This window comes from Paraburkholderia polaris, from assembly GCF_012927345.1.
GTDB classification, from domain to species: Bacteria; Pseudomonadota; Gammaproteobacteria; order Burkholderiales; family Burkholderiaceae; genus Paraburkholderia; species Paraburkholderia polaris.
In genome coordinates this window covers 39,479-57,270 of the sequence record NZ_JABBGJ010000053.1, presented here as the reverse complement: position 1 = coordinate 57,270, position 17,792 = coordinate 39,479, and the positions used below count along the sequence as shown (strand labels likewise).

Sequence of the window (17,792 nt, the reverse complement as noted above, 5' to 3'; positions counted from 1 at the left end):
CAGCAATGCCCGCCTGGGCGGCGCTCGGGCCTTCGCGCGACGCTAAACCCGGTGTCCGTCTTGAATCAAGCTTCGCCCTCCACTGCTATGCCCGACGCGGCCCTCGCGCTGCGGCCCTCGGCCTGTCCGGGGCTGCTGCGCATCGTCGCCGCGCGCGATGGTGGGATCTGCCGGATCAAATTGCCCGGCGGCGAGCTGGGCGCGGGGCAAGCTGAGGCGATCGCCGACGTCAGTGAGCGGCATGCGGCAGGCGTGGTCGAACTGACCAATCGCGCGAATCTGCAGGTGCGTGGCGTGCGAAGCGGGCATGAAGCGGCGTTGATCGCGGCGCTGGTTGACGCGGGTCTTGGTCCGATTGGGGCGTTGGGCGCGGCCGACGCCTCCAGCCTCTTGCCGCCATCCGCTGCGGACGATGTTCGCAACGTGATGGTGAGCCCGACTGCCGGGCGCGATCCGTTTGCGCTGTTCGACACTTGGCCGCTCAGCACCGAGCTTCTCACACTGCTGCAAAGTGATGCGCGTTTCGCGGGGCTATCGCCGAAATTCGCGCTACTGCTGGACGGCGGTGAGCGGCTTGCCAGGCTCGATCACCCGCATGATGTCTGGCTGGCGGCGATACAAGCTGAAGACGGTGTGCGATTTGTGTTTGGATTGGCGGGTTGTCCGCCGGTGGTGGCCGACGCGAGCACAGGCGCGGATGCCGATGCCGATGCCGATGCCGATGCCGATGCCGATGCCGATGCCGATGCATTCCAGCATACCGACTCGCGTAGTTCCGCTGTCCATCTTCGTCCGAATTACACAGGCGCCCTCGCAGCCGTGCTGCCTGCACAGGCCAAAGATCTTGTCCGCGCGCTGCTGCATACATTCCTCGATCTAGCCGCCGCCGATGCCACGCGCATGCGTCATCTGCTTACCGCACATTCCATCGACGCCGTATTGCAGCACGCTCAAAAGTACGTCGATTTCCCGCTGTCACGCGACACATCGCTCGCAAACTGGCAACGCAGCACGCCTGCCGATGCCACGCTGCGACTCGGCGTGCACGCGCAGCGAGTCGTGGGAACGCTGCACGTAGGCGGCCAACCGCCGCTCGGACGCCTCGACGCCGCGACCTTGCGTGGCCTCGCCACGCTCGCGCAACAGCAAGGCAACGGCACGCTGCGCATGACGCCCTGGCAAAGCGTACTGCTGCCCGATATCGCTGCCAATGCCGCGCCCGCTGTGCTCGCTGAAATGAACGCGCTCGGCCTCGCCTGCGATCCCGCACAGCCTATTACGCACTTGATCGCCTGCGCCGGTTCCACCGGCTGCGCAAAAAGCCTTGCCGATACCAAAGCCGACGCACTGCTTCTAGCGGATCGCTTGCCCGACGGCATCGATGTCCATCTAAGCGGCTGTCCGCGCTCATGCGCCGCCGCACATTGCGCGCCGTACACGCTGCTGGCCGCGGCGCCCGGAATCTATGACCTTTATCGACGCGACGGCCAGCCGGGTTTCGGCTCGTGCGTCGCGCACCAACTCACGATCGAACAGGCCGCCGACATGCTCGACCCATTGGCACACCCGGCCCGGAGCCCTTTAGATGCTTGATTACATTCGCGACGGTCAGGAGATCTATCGCCAATCCTTCGCGACGATACGTGCGGAGGCCGATCTCTCCCGCATCCCCGCTGACCTTGAAAAGCTCGCGGTGCGCGTGATCCACGCCTGCGGCATGGTCGACGTCATTGAGGATATTCAGTTTTCCAACGACGCAGGCGCCGCCGGCCGCACGGCGCTGGCACAAGGCGCGCCGATTCTGTGCGACGCCGGCATGGTGGCGCAAGGGATCACGCGCGCACGACTGTCCGCGAACAACGAAGTGATCTGCACCCTCACGCATCAGGATGTGCCCGTGCTCGCGCGCGAACTCGGCAATACGCGCTCGGCCGCCGCGCTCGAATTGTGGCGGCCGTATCTGGCAGGCAGCGTCGTCGTGATCGGCAACGCGCCGACCGCCCTCTTTCATCTGCTCGACATGCTCGATGCCGGCGCACCGAAACCCGCGCTGATCCTCGGTTTTCCGGTCGGTTTCGTCGGCGCGGCCGAATCGAAAGCGATGCTGGCCGAAGACAGCCGCGGCGTGCCTTACGTCGTGGTTCACGGCCGACGCGGCGGCAGCGCGATGGCCGCTGCCGCTGTAAACGCGCTGGCGACGGAGGTCGAGTAAATGACCGTGCAAGGACGTTTATTCGGACTGGGCGTCGGCCCCGGCGACCCGGAACTCATCACACTGAAAGCGCTGCGTTTGCTGAAAGCGGCCCCCGTGGTCGCGTATTTCGTCGCGAAGGGTAAAAAGGGCAACGCCTTCAGCATCATCGAGGCGCATCTGCATGACGCTCAACAGCATCTGCCGCTGGTTTATCCCGTCACCACCGAAGCGCTCGAGCCGCCGCTTTCGTATGAAGCGATCATCGCCGACTTCTACGACACCGCTGCGCAGATCGTCGCCGGCCATCTCGACGCGGGCCGCGATGTCGCGGTGATTTGCGAAGGCGATCCGTTTTTCTACGGCTCGTATATGTATTTGCACGACCGTCTCGCGGCGCGTTTCGAGGCCGAAGTCGTGCCCGGTGTGTGCTCGATGCTCGGCGGTGCGGCGGTGCTCGGTTCGCCGCTGGTGTATCGCAATCAGAGTTTGTCGGTGCTCTCCGGCGTGTTGCCAGAAGACGAACTGCGCCGGCGTCTCGCCGATGCGGACGCTGCGGTCATCATGAAACTGGGCCGCAATTTTGATAAGGTGCGGCGCGTGCTCGGCGAATTGGGGCTCGCGCATCGTGCGCTTTACGTCGAACGCGCGACGATGGGCAATCAGCGCATCGTGCCGCTCGCCGAAGTCGATCCGATGGCTTCGCCGTATTTTTCGCTGCTCGTCGTGCCGGGGGAAAAATGGCAAGGTTGACGCCACCCGCGATTGTGATTCTCGGCGTGGGCGCACTGGCGACGGCGCGGCGGATTCAGGCGCTGTATGCAGGTAGCCAGGTGCATGCCTTGCAGGGGCGAGTTGAGGCGGACGTCTCGTACATCGAACTCAGCTCGCATCTGCGTGAACTGTATTCGCGTGGCACACCGATCGTCGCGCTGTGTGCGGCGGGTATCGTGATTCGTTGCGTTGCGCCATTGCTGTCGAACAAAGGCGTCGAGCCGCCCGTGCTAGCTATCGCCGAAGATGGCAGCGCGGTCGTGCCGTTGCTTGGCGGTCTCGCAGGCGTCAATGTGATGGCACGCGAGATTGCAGCTGCGATGACCGTGTCGCCTGCAATTACGACGAGTGGCGAACTTCGCTTCGGAACGTGTGTGCTCAATCCACCTGACGGCTATGCGCTCGCCGATATTACGCAAGGTAAGCGGTTTGTTTCGGATCTGCTGGCCGGAGAAAGCACGCGAATCGAGGGCGAAGCGCCTTGGCTCGATGAAGCGCAACTGCCGCGCTCCGAATCGGCACGTCTCGCGATTCGCGTGACGCCACGCGCGTGGGATGGGCGTGATGACGAATTGGTCATTCATCCGCGTAGTGTGGTGGTGGCAGTGACGGTTCCAGGTATTGGTGCTGGTGCTGGTGCTGGTGCTGGTGCTGGTGCTGGTGCAGATTCCAATACAGATGCGAACATCGACGCAGATTCCAATTCAGATGCGCAGCCGGATTCCGGCGCCCGGATCGCTGCGCTCGTGCGCGAGACACTGAACGCGCATGGTCTTGCGACGCTTTCCCTCGCGGCCCTGCTGGCTTCTTCCGAACACACGGCGAACCCGGCGTTCGCCGATGCCGCGGCGAGCCTGAACGTGCCGCTGCGTTTTGCCGAGCCGCGCCCGGAAGACGGCGAGCCGCCGAGCAATTTGCTGCATGCCGCGCTGCGCGTCCCTTATCAAACCTTGCATGACGACGCGGACGCAGGGGTTGCGCTCGCGTTGGCTGCATTGGCCATCGACCCGGACACGATTGGCCGTCCACGCGGCCGCTTGACCGTGATCGGCCTCGGCCCCGGCAGCGCCGACCTGATGGTGCCGGCCGCTCGGACAGCGCTGAACGAAGCCACCGATATTCTCGGCTACGAAACCTACGTGAAAATGGCCGGTCCGTTACGCGCCGATCAACGCGTACACGGCACGGACAATCGCGAGGAGATGCAGCGTGCACGTCATGCATTCGAACTCGCTAGCACAGGACGGTCAGTGGTGATGGTGTCGTCGGGCGACCCTGGCGTGTTCGCGATGGCGGCTGCGGTGCTTGAGGCGCTCGAAGAGGGAGGTTCGACGAACGCTGACTGGCGCGCGGTCCAACTCGCCATCGTGCCGGGGGTGTCCGCGGCCATGGCGACCGCAGCGCAAGCCGGCGCGCCGTTGGGTCATGACTTCTGCATGCTGTCGCTATCCGACAACCTGAAACCGTGGACTATCATCGAAAAGCGCCTCAGGCATGCGGCCGAAGCGGACCTGGTGATGGCGTTCTACAACCCGATCTCGCGCGCACGGCCGTGGCAGTTAGATAAAGCGCTGGACATCGTGCGGGAATATCGCGCTGCGGCGACGAAGGTGGTGCTCGGACGCGATATCGGCAGGCCAGGCAGCACACTGCGCACGATCACGCTCGGCGAACTGCGCTCTTCCGATGTGGATATGCGCACGATGGTGATCGTGGGGTCGTCGACGACGCGGGGGTTTGCAAATGGCATCGACGGTGGCGAGTGGGTTTATACGCCGCGGTGGTATGAGTGAATCGAAGTGCGCTTATCGGTCACCAGCTGAGCGCGCTGCACATTTGTATCACCTTCACCACCGCCCCCATCCGCATCCCAACCGTCCACTAACGCGCGTGTCCCCTCACGCCGCCGCCTTCAAATCGTCAATCGCCCGCTGCCTCACACCCAGATCGTCCCAAAGCTCTGGATGGCACGTGAACACCAGAATCTGGTGCCGCGTCGCCGCGTCGATCAGCGCGCGCTTGATCGCATCGCGCCGCGCCGCATCGGTATGCACGGCAGCATCGTCGAGCATCAGCAAGGTCGGGCGACCCGACGCCTTCAAAAGATCCGCATACGCCAGCCGCGTCAAGATACCAAGTTGCTCCCGCGTACCGAAGCTCAACGCGTCGAGCGTATCCGCACGGCCATAACGATCCAACGTCGCGGGACTCAAATCGTCGCCGAGCGCAATCGTCGACTGCGGGAAAATCCGTTTCAGGTAGTGCCCAAGCCGCTCGGTCAGCGGCGCACGCAATTGCGCGACCGCCGCGTCGCGTTCGTCGACCAGCACCTCGTCGAGCAGACTCAAAGCGCTCGCCCGCAAGCTGAGTTCGTCCTTGCGGCGGGTGGCTTGCTCGACCGACGCCTTCACCGTCGCAAGACGCTCCCCTAGGCCGGATGCGCCCACCGTCTCCAACTGACTGCGCAACTGCGCGATCCGCAGTTGCCGCTCGTGCTGCTCGTTGCGCGCAAGCTCTGCCGATGCACGATAGCGTTTCGCTTCAGCCGCCGGATCGTCGAGACGCGCTGCTTCCAGCTCGCGCTCACGTCCTTCGAGTTGCTTTTTCAGCGCCTCAACCTGTACACGCTGCTCAACAATTTTTGCCTGCCACTGCGCACGGTTGCGGCAAAACGCTTCGTCGCTCAGTTGGGCTTCCTTTCGCTGCAACTGACCAGCGAGCGATTCTGTCGTAGCCGTGGCGGTGGATCTGCTTTCCGCCGCCTGTGCCAGCACTTTTCTGGCAGCGTCCAATGCATCGCGCGCGATGTCGGCATTACGGCGAGCTTCATCAAGCGGCGGCGCAGCAGAGACATCGGGCAAGATCGCCAGCCGCTCGTTCGACGTTTGCAACCGCGCGGCGGCCGAAGCCAACGCAGCACGCAGCGTGTCGATGCCTTGCGGCGCATGCACCTCAAGAATCTTCGCCTGACTTTTCTGCTGCGCGACCAGCGTCTTCCACTGCTCGTGCCTGGCCTCGGCTTCGCCCAGCGACGCTACGCCCAGTGCCTGCAACAGCTGCGCATGCCGGGCTTCTAGCGACGCCAGCTCAGACAACTGCGCAGACAGATCGGAAACGCCCGGAATCACGCGCAATTCGCCGAGCTCGCCAAGACCGATCAGCTTTTCCTCGTCGAGCCGCAACACACCTTCGCCGCTCACCTTCGTATCGCCGACGGTAATCGCGCCATTCAGCCGGTATTCGATACGCGTCATCGCCGCTTCGGTGCGGGCGCGCAGCACAGTCAACTCCGCATCGAGCGCCTGGAGCCGCTTCAATTGCGCCCCGTCGATTTCGACCGCCGCCGCTGCACGCGTCGCCTCCAGTACGGCCTCGTTCGCCTTGCCGGCGGCCGCGATCGCCGCCTCAAGCCGCTCGCTCTCGGTGCGGTGCAGAGCAATCTGACTGCGCAAATCGCCCGCGGTCACCGCGGCGCTCGCCAGTTCGTGGGCGCGGCTGGCGTCGGCATACGCCTGCTCGAATTGCGCCACGCTCGCCTGAGCCTGTGCATGGTCGTGCTGAACCGCCGACACGTTGGCGCGAGCGGCGTCGAGTTGCTGCCGTTCGCGGGCAACGGCCGCCTCCAGTTCTGTTGCGGCCTGTTCCTGCTGCACCGACAGCGCCAGTTCCGCGTCGCTCAATTTCAGCGACTGCGCGAGCCCCTGAAGACTGCGTTCGAGTTCCGCCGCAGCATCGGCGCGCTGTTGCGCCTGCACGGCCTTCTGCTCGTGAAGCTCCCAGGGACGCTTGCGTAGCGCGTCCTCGAAGGCTTCCTGCTGCGTGGCAAGGCGCGCTATATTCTCGTCGAACTGCTGACGCTGCTGCTCGAGATCGTCGCGTTCTTCAATCAGCGCCGCCAAGGCCTGTTCGGCCTCGGCCAACGGTCCGGTGGACTTCTGCGTACGCGCCGTGAGCAGTTGCCGAAGCTCACGCTGCACCGCCGCGATCAGCGCATCCTCACCCGCCGATTCATTGCCGCCCGACAGTTGCGACAACGCGTCGCGCAGATACTGCGCCGCGTGTCCCGTGGAATCGCGCACCTCCTGCGTGCCACCTTGTTGCACCCACAACAAACCGGGAACGCCGGCGTTTTCCGCCTTGAGCGGCCCGCGCGCGGCACGCGAAAAGCCGAGCAGCGCGGCGAGCTTGTCTTCGGCTTCATCTTCGCCGAACACCGCCTGGCCGATCTTCAGCTCGCAGCGCTGCCGTGTGACAAACTGCTTCGACAGCCTGCACGCTGTGCCGTCCATATCGAACGTCACTTCAACCGAAGGTTGCCCGCTCGCCTTGCCCCACGGCAGCAGGTCTTTCAGATGCGACGCCTTGTAGCGTTCGAGGAACACCGCTCGCACGGCTTCCGCGATCGTGCTCTTGCCGGCCTCGTTTGGGCCGGTGAACAGATTGAGACCGGGCTGCAGATCGTCGATAACGAGCCGGCCGGTGAACTGCTTGAACTCCTGAATCGCGATACTTTCCAGCTTCATGCAGACCTCGCTTCGCGCGGCAGTTCACGTTGAAAACGCGCCAGGAGCAATAACGCCTCCGCCGCTCGCTTGATCTGTTGCGGGTCGGACTGCGGGTCCTCCTGCAAGCCTCGCAGACGCGCCACCACTTTCGCGAGGTAGCCGCTTTGCGCGCCGAGTTCGGCGAGGTCGTCAGCGGTAGGCAGCACTTGCAGGCCACTCAGATCGACACGTAGCGCACGCACCCGCGCGCGGGTCTCTTCCACCGCGACGTGAATCGCTTCGGCTTCGGCCAATGCGGTCGTGCCGCTTACGGTGACCCGCAGCACGTCGTGACTGCCTAACGCGCTGAGGCGCGCCTTCAGAGAATCCACATCGGTCGGCACCGAGATCGTCTCTTCCCAGCGATGCCATTGATATTTACCGACCCGCACCGCTTCAACGGCCGGCACGGCGCCTGGCCCGGTTAGCGTGACGTCGAGCATGAAGCCCGGATCGTTGGCGCGGAACCGGTCCTGCTCATGCGTGCCGGCATACCAGGTGCGCTCGTCGACACGCAAATGACCGTGCCAGTCGCCGAGTGCAAGATAGTCCAGACGCGCACTCGCGGCACGCGTGGGGGCGATCGGGTTCGACGAATCGATGCCCTCCTGCAGAATCCCGCTCACACTGCCATGCGCGAGCCCGATTCGGTGATAGCCGCTCGGCGTCTCCGTTGTGTCGAAGAAGCCCGTCGTGTCGTCGTAGGTGATACGTTGTGTGAGCGGCGCGCAGAGCAACGCGCATTGGCAGGCGTCGAGCGTCACCACGCCGGGTTCGAGCACCACCCGCACGTTCGGTGCAATGCAGTTCAGGCGCTGCGCACGGGTCCACACGCTCTCGACCAGCGCGGCATCGTGATTGCCCGGCAGCATGATCCACGGCCCGGAAAACGCTTGCAACGCGCCGAACAAACGGCGGATCACCGTGTCCGAGACGGTCTGCAGGTCGAATACGTCGCCTGCGACCAGCACGGCGTCGACCTTGCGCGCCGCCGCTTCCTCAGCGATCCGGCGCACGGTTTCGAAGCGCGCTTCCGCGAGGTGTGCGGCTTCGTCCGGCTCGAACTGACCGAATTGCGTCCCTATCTGCCAGTCCGCGGTGTGCAGAAACCTGATCACTGTGCCTCCATTCCGTTCAATTGCATCGTCATTCCACGCCCATCCGGCGTTCATTCAGCCATTCAGCAGTTATTCAGCGCTCATTCCGCGCTCAATCTACGACTGCTCAGCGCTCACCCCGCGCTCGATCAACGACTACTCAGCGCCCGTTCAGCGCTCATTGCGCAACTACCCGGCGCCCGCTCGAGGTTCGCTCAACGTTCCGTTAGCGCTCGCCCCAAGCCACGCTGCCCGGGCGCCGCATCGCAGTCTAACCGTAGATGTTACCGCGCCGACGGGTCAAAGAATGTCTCAAGCCGTGCCGCACGGCCGGAACAGCGGCGCTACACTCGCGTTTCTGGACGATCAAGTCAATCGCACCGCAACATTTCAATCGAATTGAACCCCGCTGCCCTGCTGCCGATGAACAAAGAGACCGAACTGAAGAAGGCCAAGCGCACCCCGTTGCTGTTGCTGGCGGCCGCCGCCTGCGTTTTCGTCGTGACCGCTTTTATGCCGCGCGACGTCTGGGTGGACGGCATCAAGGCAGTGGCCGAGGCCGCGATGGTCGGGGCGCTCGCCGACTGGTTCGCCGTGGTCGCACTGTTTCGCCGCGTGCCGATCCCGATCGTCTCCGCGCATACCGCGATCATTCCGAAGAACAAGCACAAGATCGCCGACAACCTCGCGGTGTTCGTACAGGACAAGTTTCTGGACGTGCCGTCGCTAGTTGGGCTGATCAAGAAACACGACCCGGCGCAAAGCATCACCGGCTGGCTGACGACGCCGGCCAATACCGCGCGTCTGGGCGACTACGTGGTCAAACTGACGAGCGGCATTCTCGAACTGACCGACGACGTGCGCATCCAGGTCTTCATCAAGGACGCATTGCGCGACGTGCTGGCCAAAGTCGATCTGTCGCAATCCATGGGGACGATTCTCGATACGCTCACCAAAGACGGCCGCCATCAAGAGTTGCTCGACGCCGGCATCGAACAGGTCGTAGCGCTGCTGCGCGAACCGCAGGCGCGCGAGTTTATCGCTGAACGCATCGTCGAGTGGGTGAAGAGCGAATATCCGAAGATGGAAATGATTCTGCCGTCGGCGTGGCTCGGCGAGAAAGGCGCCGAAGCGATCGCCAATGCGGTGAACCGGATGCTCGAGCAGATCAGCGAGAACCCCACCCATCAACTGCGCCAGAAATTCGACGACGCGGCGCAGAAGCTGATCGTCAAACTCAAGACCGATCCTGCGTTCCTGCAAAAAGGCGAGGATCTCAAGCGGTATCTGGTGGAAGGCGAAGCGCTCAGCACCTATGTAAAGGACATGTGGGGCGAACTGCGCGCATGGCTCAAGCGCGATCTGCAAAGCAGCGATTCGGCCCTGCACGCCAGAGTGATGGCGATGGGCCAATGGGTCGGCCGCGAACTGGCGCACGACCCTGCGCTGCGTCAGTCGCTCAACGACCACCTGGAAGAAGCAGCGCGCGCCATGGCGCCGGATTTTGCCCAGTTCCTCACGCGCCACATCAGCGATACAGTGAAGAACTGGGACTCGCGCGAAATGTCACGGCAAGTCGAGTTGAACATCGGCAAGGATTTGCAGTACATCCGCATCAACGGAACGATTGTGGGCGGCTTTATCGGCTTGCTGCTCTACGCGAGTTCGCAGCTATTCGAGCTGTTGCGTTTGCACATGGGCTAGCGATACGGCCGGCATACGCCAAAGCGCCTACAATCCGGGCATGTGAATTGCTCAGGCGCTTTACCTGACTGCCGCCGGTCCATTTGCGCGTGCCCTCAATAAAAGCGACAGCGCCACAACATCGAGAAGTGTGTTCATGAAAATATCGTTACCGCCGCACGGGCGGCCGAACCGCGTATACCCGCCGGGTACGCCCAGTCTGCATGGTTTGGCCTCGGTCATCACCGGCGTGGTGGTGGTGTGCGCGCTTTACTTCGGCCGCGCGGTGTTGATCCCGATCACGCTCTCCGTACTGCTCAGCTTCCTGCTCGCACCGCTGGTGCAGGCGCTGCGGCGCTTGCACATGGGTCAACTGCCGTCGATCTTTATCGCCGTGCTGTTCGCCCTCGCCGCTTTGCTCGCTGTGGGCGCGTTGATCGGAGCGCAACTGGTGCAACTGGCGGGCGATCTGCCGCAGTATCAAGTGGCGATCGAGCAAAAGATCGAGACTGTGCAGGAGAAAACCGTCGGCCGGGCCGATTCGCTGATGAGCCGCGCCGCCGCCACGCTGCAACGCGTCGCGCCGAGCAAGCCGAGCCCGCCGCGCCTCACCGGACGCGCGGCGCGCAATGCGCCCGCTGTACCGACGCCCGTCGAAGTGCACGAGCCGTCGCCCACGCCGATGCAACTCGCTCAACGCGCGCTGTCACCGGCGATCGCGCCGATCGAGACGACCTTCATCGTGCTGGTCGTCACCATCTTTATCTTGTTGCAACGCGAAGACCTGCGCGACCGTTTAATCAGTCTATTCGGTTCGCGCGATCTGCACCGCACCACCACCGCGATCAACGACGCCGCCGTGCGGCTGAGCCGCTATTTCGTCGCGCAACTCGGCGTGAACCTCAGCGCAGGGGGAATCATCGCCATCGGTCTGGCGATTATCGGCGTGCCGGGGGCGCTGCTGTTCGGTGTGATCGCCGCATTGCTGCGCTTCGTGCCGTACATCGGCATCTGGATCGCCGCGATTCTTGCCGTGTTTCTTGCCGCCGCCATCCAGCCTCAATGGACCATGGCGGTCTATACGCTGATCCTGTTTATCGTCGTCGATGTGGCGGCTGGGCAGATCGCCGAGCCGCTGCTGTACGGCCATCGTTCGGGGCTGTCGCCGCTGGCGGTGGTGGTTGCGGCGATTTTCTGGAGCTGGCTGTGGGGGCCGATCGGCCTCGTGCTGTCCACGCCGCTCACGCTGTGCGTCGTCACGCTGGGTCGCTACGCCGATCGTCTGAACTTTCTCACTGTGCTGCTGGGTGACCAGCCCGCCCTTACGCCCGCGCAGAACTTCTATCAGCGGCTTCTGGCGGACGATCCGCATGAAGCCATTGTGCAGGCCGAGCGCCTGCTGCGCGAGATGTCGCTGATCGATTACTACGACAATGTCGCGCTGGAGGGCCTCAAGCTCGCGCGTAACGATGCGATGCGCGGCGTGTTGATGCCTGACCAGTTGGCGCGGATCAATGATGCGCTGGTCGATATCGTCGAAAACCTGGAAATCGCCGACGGACTTCCGGACCGCCTGTCGCGCACTGAATCGGCCGACGCCGCTGGGGCCTTACTGGCTGCGGCTTCAGCTGATCTTTCGGAGCGCCATGACAGCCACATTTCGGCACACCCGCAAGTGCACCATGAAACCGAAAAGACGTCGGTGCTGTGCGTGCCGGGACGCGGCGCGTTCGACGAGGTCACTACCGCAATCGCCGTGCAATTGCTCGGGCGCCAGGGACTCGCGCCGTTGATGGCCACGCACTCGGGTTATCGCAGCGCGCATGCCGACGAACCGAGCTTCAAGGACGCGCCGATCATCTGCATCATCTCGCTCGACGCGCCGGAGTCGCCGCCTTATCTGCGCAATATGCTGCGGCGCACGCGGGAATGGCGGCCGAGGGCGACGTTGGTGGTCGGCGTCGGCGGCGCGCCCGAAGGCGCCCCGGAGAAGGGCGCGACGGGCGCTTCGCACTCGGCCCCGACGTTCCGCGCGATGATCGAGGAATGCCAGGCGGCGGCGAGCTTGCAACACATGCGGCAGCCATCGCATGTTGCTGGGGCGGATTAGGCAAGTCTGCCCAATACATACCCGGCCCAGAGCGCGTGAGGTCAGACTCCGACCGCCGCAATGCCGGCGCCTCGTACCCAAAATGAGGACAGCCACGCGCCCCCCCTCCTTCATACTTCACCTATCGATTCGCACCGCCTCTAGAGCGCATTCAGGCCCCGGCGGGCAATCCATCGGCATCGAAGATCCAGGAGACACGCATGAGCCGCAGCTTCAAACCCTATCCATTCACGCCTCGTCACTATGAGGGCGTGGTGCCGCCGCTGGTCGACGGGCGTGATCCTGTGCGGCGCGCCGTAGCAATCGTCGGCGGCGGTCCGGTAGGCATGACATTGGCGCTCGCGCTGGCTCGCCAGGGCGTGCGCTCGGTGCTGATCGAAGCCGACGACGGCGTCTGCACCGGCAGCCGCGCGATCTGCATTTCACGGCGTAGCCTCGATATTTTTAAACGCCTGGGTGCGGTGCACGGCTTCCTGCAAAAAGGCCTGCCATGGACAGGCGGCCGCAGCTTCTACCGCGACGCAGAAGTATTCCGCTTCGCCATGCATCAGGACGACGAGCAATCGCTGCCGCCGATGATCAACATCGCGCAATACCAGATCGAACAGTTGTTGCTCGACGAGGTGGAACAGCACGCCGATCTGATCGACATCCGCTGGCAAACCCGCGTGACCGGTATCGGACAACATACCGACAACGGCACCGCTGGCGCAACGCTTGACCTGAGCACCGGCGACACCGCATGGAAAATGCGCGCGGATTGGGTCGTCGCATGCGACGGCGGCCGCAGCACGATTCGCGAGGCCCTCGGCCTCAAGCTCACGGGCACGACCTACGAAGGCCGCTACGTGATCGTCGATATCGAACTGAAGAGCGAACGCGCCACCGAGCGTCTCGCCTATTTCGATCCGCCCTCCAATCCCGGCTCGACAGTGCTGGTGCACAAGCAACCCGACAATGTCTGGCGCATCGACTACCAGCTTCGCGACGATGAAGACCCCGAGGCCGCCGTCAAGCCTGAAAACGTGATGCCACGCGTGCAGAGCGTGCTCGATTCGATGGGCGAAACAGGCGAATGGTCGCCGATCTGGATTACGGTCTACAAGGCCAACGCATTGACGCTCGAGCGCTACCGCCACGGCTCGGTGCTATTCGCGGGCGATGCCGCGCATCTCGTGCCGATTTTCGGCGTGCGCGGCGCAAATTCCGGCATCGACGACGCGGACAATCTCGGTTGGAAACTCGCTTGCGTGGTCAACGGCATTGCGTCGGCACGCCTGCTCGACAGCTACAGCGACGAGCGCGTGTTCGCGGCGCGTGAAAACCTGAGCTACGGGATGAAGAGCACGGAATTCATGGCGCCGCCCTCGTTCGCATTCAACCTGATGCGCAAGGCCGTGCTAGGACTTGCCGAGCGTCATCCCGCCGTGCGGCCGCTGATCAACCCGCGGCAGACGCATGCGATTGCGTATGCCCAGTCGCCGCTCAATCGGGTCGCGGCCGTTGCATCGGGCGCGTTCGCCAAAGGGCCAGCACCTGGCACGGTACTGCCGGAGTGCCGTCTTCAACGCATGTGCGACGGCGTAGCAGTCGATACCCACCTCACCGATCTGCTTGGGCCATGCTTCACCGCACTTCGCTTCAGCGCGGACGTGACCCAAGACGAAGCATGGCAGCAACTGCACTATGCGCTTGGCGAACACAGCATTCCGTTCAAAGCGGTCACCCTGGTCACGGGCGACGCGCCGCGCGCCGCGAGCCCGCATGTGGTCGATCCGGCGGGACGCTTGCACGAGATGCTCGACGCGACGCCGGGCACCGTCTATCTGATCAGACCGGACGGTCATGTGCTCGCCCGCTGGCGCAACGGCAACGCGGCGAACGTGCAAAGCGCCGTGACGGCCAGTCTGACGAACTGACGCAAGAGGAACTCAAACCATGACCGATAGCGAACTCGACCTCGTCTACACGACGCTCTGCAAGACACTGACCGCTGAAGGCGAAACGCAAGCGCCCCTGTATCTGGCACGCCTTGCATTGCTATGCATGACGGAGCTCGGCGACACGCAGCGGGCGTTGTCGTTAATCGAGGCGGCGAAGCTGCCGCCATCCTCTGGAGTGATTGTGTGATGTGGTGGGAGTACGGTGCAAAGCCGAAGAACTAAGCCTTAAGACGAAAAAAGCCACCTCATGAAAAAACACCCCAAATCGTTGGACGGGTGTCCAGCTTTTGGGGTGCAGTTCATCGCTGATCACGCGGAGCAGCTTCTTTTCGGAGCAACTTTCACTGCCGCGGATACAACCCCAACGTGCTCGCATGCAAGCGCGCGAGCCCAAGCAACGCGTCCGTGTAAGGCGTAGGCACATCGGTAAGCTGCCCCAGTTCACGCACCGCGGCCACCAGCGCATCAAGCTCGACCGCCTTGCCCGCCTGCACATCCTGCAGCATCGAGGTTTTCATCGCACCGAGTTTGAGCGTAACCTCGTGGCGATCCGCGGGCGCCTGCTCGATTGGAATACCGAAACGTGCGCCGATCTCCTTCGCTTCCAGCATGATGCTCGTGACGAAGTCGCGCACCAGTTCGTCGCTGAGAATCCGGTCGGTGGTCGCGCCGGTGATGGCGCTGATCGGATTCATCGTCATATTGCCCCAGAGCTTGAACCAGACGTCGCGCTGAATCTGCTCCGACATCGACGCATTGAAGCCCGCTGCGGCTAGTGCGGCGGTGAGCGTCTTGACGCGTTCGCTCGGTTGCCCCAACGCCTCGCCGACGATCAGCCCATTGCCCTGATGATGCTTAATGACACCCGGCGATTCGATCAGACAGCTGGCATGCACCACACAGCCCACTGTCTGTGCGGTCGGAATCGCGGCGGCGATCGCGCCGTCAGGATCGATCGACTTCAGCCGCGTGCCGGCGAAATCGCGGCCGAGCCCGTCGCAGAACCACCATGGCACGCCGTTCATCGCTGTCAGTACGGTCGTCTGCGGATTCAGCAGCGGCGCGATATGCGCGGCCACCGACGCCATTGCCGGGCCCTTGACCGCCACCACGACGAGGTCCTGCACGCCGAGATCCGCCGGCTGTTCGCTCGCATTCACCTTCACGGTGTGCGTCACGCCGCCTTCGATCAGACGCAAACCGTGCTGCTGCAACGCAGTGAGCGTTGCGCCGCGCGCCACCACGCTCACGTCGTGGCCGGCCTGCGCGAGCTTCACTCCCATCCAGCCGCCGATCGCGCCCGCACCGTAGATTCCTACTTTCATCGCTTCAATCCTTGCGTTAATCCTCGGGTCAATCTTTGCTTCAATTCTCGCGTTATTCCTCGCGTCAATCCTTATAGCTCGCGTCGATGCGATCCACACGCCGCACCAACGCGTCGAACACATCCTGCCCCGCACCGTGACGCGGATCGAACTGCAACGAGTCGCGCGAGCAGCGGATCGCCACGTCTTCCAGCACCGGCCGCGCGCGGCCCATCGAGAACGTGGCCATCTGGATTTCACATGCGCGATTGAGCGTCCACAGAATAGCGAAAGTCTGCGGCAACGTGTGGCCCCATGCGAGCAGGCCGTGGTTGCGCAAGATCACCGCCTGCCTGTTGCCGATATGCTCGAGCAGACGTGGCCCTTCTTCCGCATGCACCGTGATGCCTTCGAAGTCGTGATACGCAATGCGGTCGTGCAACTGTGCGCTATAGAAGTTGGTTTGCTCCAGGCCGTTTTCGAGGCATGCCACCGCGACGCCGGCCGTGGTGTGCGTGTGCATCACACAGTGCGCATCGGGCAAACCTTCGTGAATCGCCGCATGCACGACAAAACCCGCGGGATTCACCGGATACGGTGAGTTGTCGAGCACGCGTCCTTGCGCGTCGATCTTCACGAGATTGCTCGCCGTCACTTCGCTGTAATGCAGGCCGAATGGATTGATCAGGAACTGGCGCTCTCCGCCGCTGACGCTCGCCGGCACGCGCAACGTGATGTGGTTGTAGATCATCTCGGTCCACCCGAGCATATCGAAGATGCGATAGCACGCCGCCAGTTGCACGCGTGCCTGCCATTCGTCGGGATGCATCGCGGCGAACTTCGGCGCGCTCGCCGGTTGCATTTCAAGAGTCGTCATCAGGGTCTCCGTTGTTATCGTTTGCTGTCGTTCGCTATGTTCGGCCGCGGCGCATAACAGCCGTTATGCGCCCGCCACCACCGCCGCAATCGACGACGCTACATAGCCGGCGTTGCGCGCGTTCAATCCGGCGACGCACATGCGCCCCGAACGCAGCACATACACGGCGTATTCGCTGCGCAAACGCTCGACCTGGGCTTCGCCCAAACCCGTGTACGTGAACATGCCGCGCTGCGCAACGTAACGCGCGCGCATCACTTCATCGACGCGGCCTGCAAGGCCTTCGTGAATCGTGCCGCGCATGGCGAGAATCCGTTCGCGCATGGCGGCGAGCTCCGCTTCCCACGCAGCACGCAAGGACGTGTCCGACAGCACATTGGCTACGAGACGTGCGCCATGCGTCGGCGGATTGCTGTAGTTGGCGCGCACCGTCGACATCAATTGGCCGAGCACGCGAGCCGCCTCTTCCTTGCTCTTGCACACCACGCTCAACGCGCCGCACCGCTCGCCATACAGTGAGAAATTCTTCGAAAACGAATTGGCCGCGATCAACGGCACACCCGCATCGGCGAGCAGGCGCACGCAGGCAGCGTCCTCCTCGAGGCCGGCGCCGAAACCTTGATACGCCATGTCGACAAACGCAATCAGCTTGCGGCGCTGCAAGACCGGCACCAGTTCCGCCCATTGCGCCGGACTCAGGTCGACGCCGGTCGGGTTGTGGCAGCACGCGTGCAGCAGCACGATGCTCTGTTCCGGCAAGCGGCCGATCGTGTCGATCATGTCAGCGAAACGCAGGCCACCAGTGTGTTCGTCGTAATAGGGATAGGTGTTAACCGTGAGGCCCGCGCCTTCGAACACTACGCGATGGTTTTCCCAGCTCGGATCGCTGATCCATATCTGCGAGGCCGGGAAATAGCGCTTCAGAAAATCCGCACCGACTTTCAGCGCACCTGAGCCGCCGATGGTCTGCAAGGTCGCGATGCGGTCCGCTGCACGCGCTTCGTTGTCCGCGCCGAACACCAGCGCCTGTGCTGCGTCGCGGTAGAGCGGCAGACCGGCCATCGGCAGGTAGGAGCGCGGGCCGATCGCGTCGAGCAGCGCGGTCTCGGCGCGCCGCACGGCGTCCATCACCGGCAGCTTGCCGGCGTCGTCGAAATAGATGCCGATGCTCAGGTTGACCTTGTTGGGTCGCGGATCGAGTTGAAAATCCTCGTTCAGGCTCAGAATCGGGTCGCCCGGATAGGCGGGAATGTGGTCGAACATGGCAAT

At 63.4% G+C, this 17,792-nt stretch carries 13 protein-coding genes; 8 read left to right on the top strand and 5 right to left on the bottom strand.

The features are described from left to right. Positions 1–87 precede the first annotated feature (87 nt). From HHL24_RS36905 to cobJ, 4 genes are read left to right on the top strand one after another with little or no spacing between them, the layout of a single operon-like run. Entirely contained in the window at positions 88–1,593 is a 1,506-nt protein-coding gene (locus HHL24_RS36905; protein ID WP_230417729.1) for an oxidoreductase, read from the top strand. Then, the gene (locus HHL24_RS36900) at positions 1,586–2,212 is read left to right on the top strand and encodes a precorrin-8X methylmutase (protein ID WP_169490195.1); all 627 of its coding nucleotides are present in this window, start codon (positions 1,586–1,588) and stop codon (positions 2,210–2,212) included. Before HHL24_RS36905 ends, HHL24_RS36900 begins: the two co-directional genes overlap by 8 nt. Next, complete coding sequence (locus tag HHL24_RS36895) at positions 2,213–2,944, top strand: precorrin-2 C(20)-methyltransferase (RefSeq protein ID WP_169490194.1); 732 nt, start codon at positions 2,213–2,215, stop codon at positions 2,942–2,944. It begins immediately after the preceding gene. Continuing rightward, positions 2,932–4,758 carry a precorrin-3B C(17)-methyltransferase gene (cobJ, locus tag HHL24_RS36890; RefSeq protein WP_169490192.1) on the top strand — a complete coding sequence of 609 codons (1,827 nt, stop codon included), beginning with the start codon at positions 2,932–2,934 and terminating at the stop codon, positions 4,756–4,758. The genes HHL24_RS36895 and cobJ overlap by 13 nt, the downstream gene beginning before the upstream one ends. Positions 4,759–4,863: 105 nt before the next feature. On the opposite strand, the gene HHL24_RS36885 is transcribed toward cobJ, so the two are convergent. Then, complete coding sequence (locus HHL24_RS36885; protein WP_169490190.1) at positions 4,864–7,488, bottom strand: AAA family ATPase; 2,625 nt, start codon at positions 7,486–7,488, stop codon at positions 4,864–4,866. Further along, positions 7,485–8,627 (bottom strand): metallophosphoesterase family protein, encoded by a 1,143-nt coding sequence (locus HHL24_RS36880; protein ID WP_169490188.1) that lies wholly within the window; start codon positions 8,625–8,627, stop codon positions 7,485–7,487. Before HHL24_RS36880 ends, HHL24_RS36885 begins: the two co-directional genes overlap by 4 nt. A 402-nt stretch (positions 8,628–9,029) precedes the next feature. Here HHL24_RS36880 and HHL24_RS36875 point away from each other — a divergent pair, with 402 nt between their 5' ends. From HHL24_RS36875 to HHL24_RS36860, 4 genes are all read left to right on the top strand, one after another. Next, entirely contained in the window at positions 9,030–10,310 is a 1,281-nt protein-coding gene (locus HHL24_RS36875; protein ID WP_169490186.1) for a DUF445 domain-containing protein, read from the top strand. Positions 10,311–10,446: 136 nt separating this feature from the next. Next, a complete protein-coding gene (locus HHL24_RS36870) occupies positions 10,447–12,399 on the top strand; it encodes an AI-2E family transporter (protein WP_169490185.1) in 1,953 nt (650 codons plus the stop codon). Positions 12,400–12,599: 200 nt separating this feature from the next. Continuing rightward, the gene (locus tag HHL24_RS36865) at positions 12,600–14,318 is read left to right on the top strand and encodes an FAD-dependent oxidoreductase (RefSeq protein ID WP_169490183.1); all 1,719 of its coding nucleotides are present in this window, start codon (positions 12,600–12,602) and stop codon (positions 14,316–14,318) included. 19 nt (positions 14,319–14,337) lie between these two features. Further along, positions 14,338–14,529 carry a hypothetical protein gene (locus HHL24_RS36860; RefSeq protein ID WP_169490182.1) on the top strand — a complete coding sequence of 64 codons (192 nt, stop codon included), beginning with the start codon at positions 14,338–14,340 and terminating at the stop codon, positions 14,527–14,529. 154 nt (positions 14,530–14,683) lie between these two features. On the opposite strand, the gene HHL24_RS36855 is transcribed toward HHL24_RS36860, so the two are convergent. From HHL24_RS36855 to HHL24_RS36845, 3 genes are all read right to left on the bottom strand, one after another. Continuing rightward, positions 14,684–15,667: a 2-dehydropantoate 2-reductase gene (locus tag HHL24_RS36855; protein ID WP_169490181.1), complete on the bottom strand. Its 984-nt coding sequence runs from the start codon at positions 15,665–15,667 to the stop codon at positions 14,684–14,686. A 64-nt stretch (positions 15,668–15,731) separates the two neighbouring features. Beyond that, the gene (locus tag HHL24_RS36850) at positions 15,732–16,523 is read right to left on the bottom strand and encodes a class II aldolase/adducin family protein (RefSeq protein ID WP_169490180.1); all 792 of its coding nucleotides are present in this window, start codon (positions 16,521–16,523) and stop codon (positions 15,732–15,734) included. A 63-nt stretch (positions 16,524–16,586) separates the two neighbouring features. Beyond that, entirely contained in the window at positions 16,587–17,786 is a 1,200-nt protein-coding gene (locus HHL24_RS36845; RefSeq protein WP_169490179.1) for an amino acid aminotransferase, read from the bottom strand. Positions 17,787–17,792 lie beyond the last annotated feature (6 nt).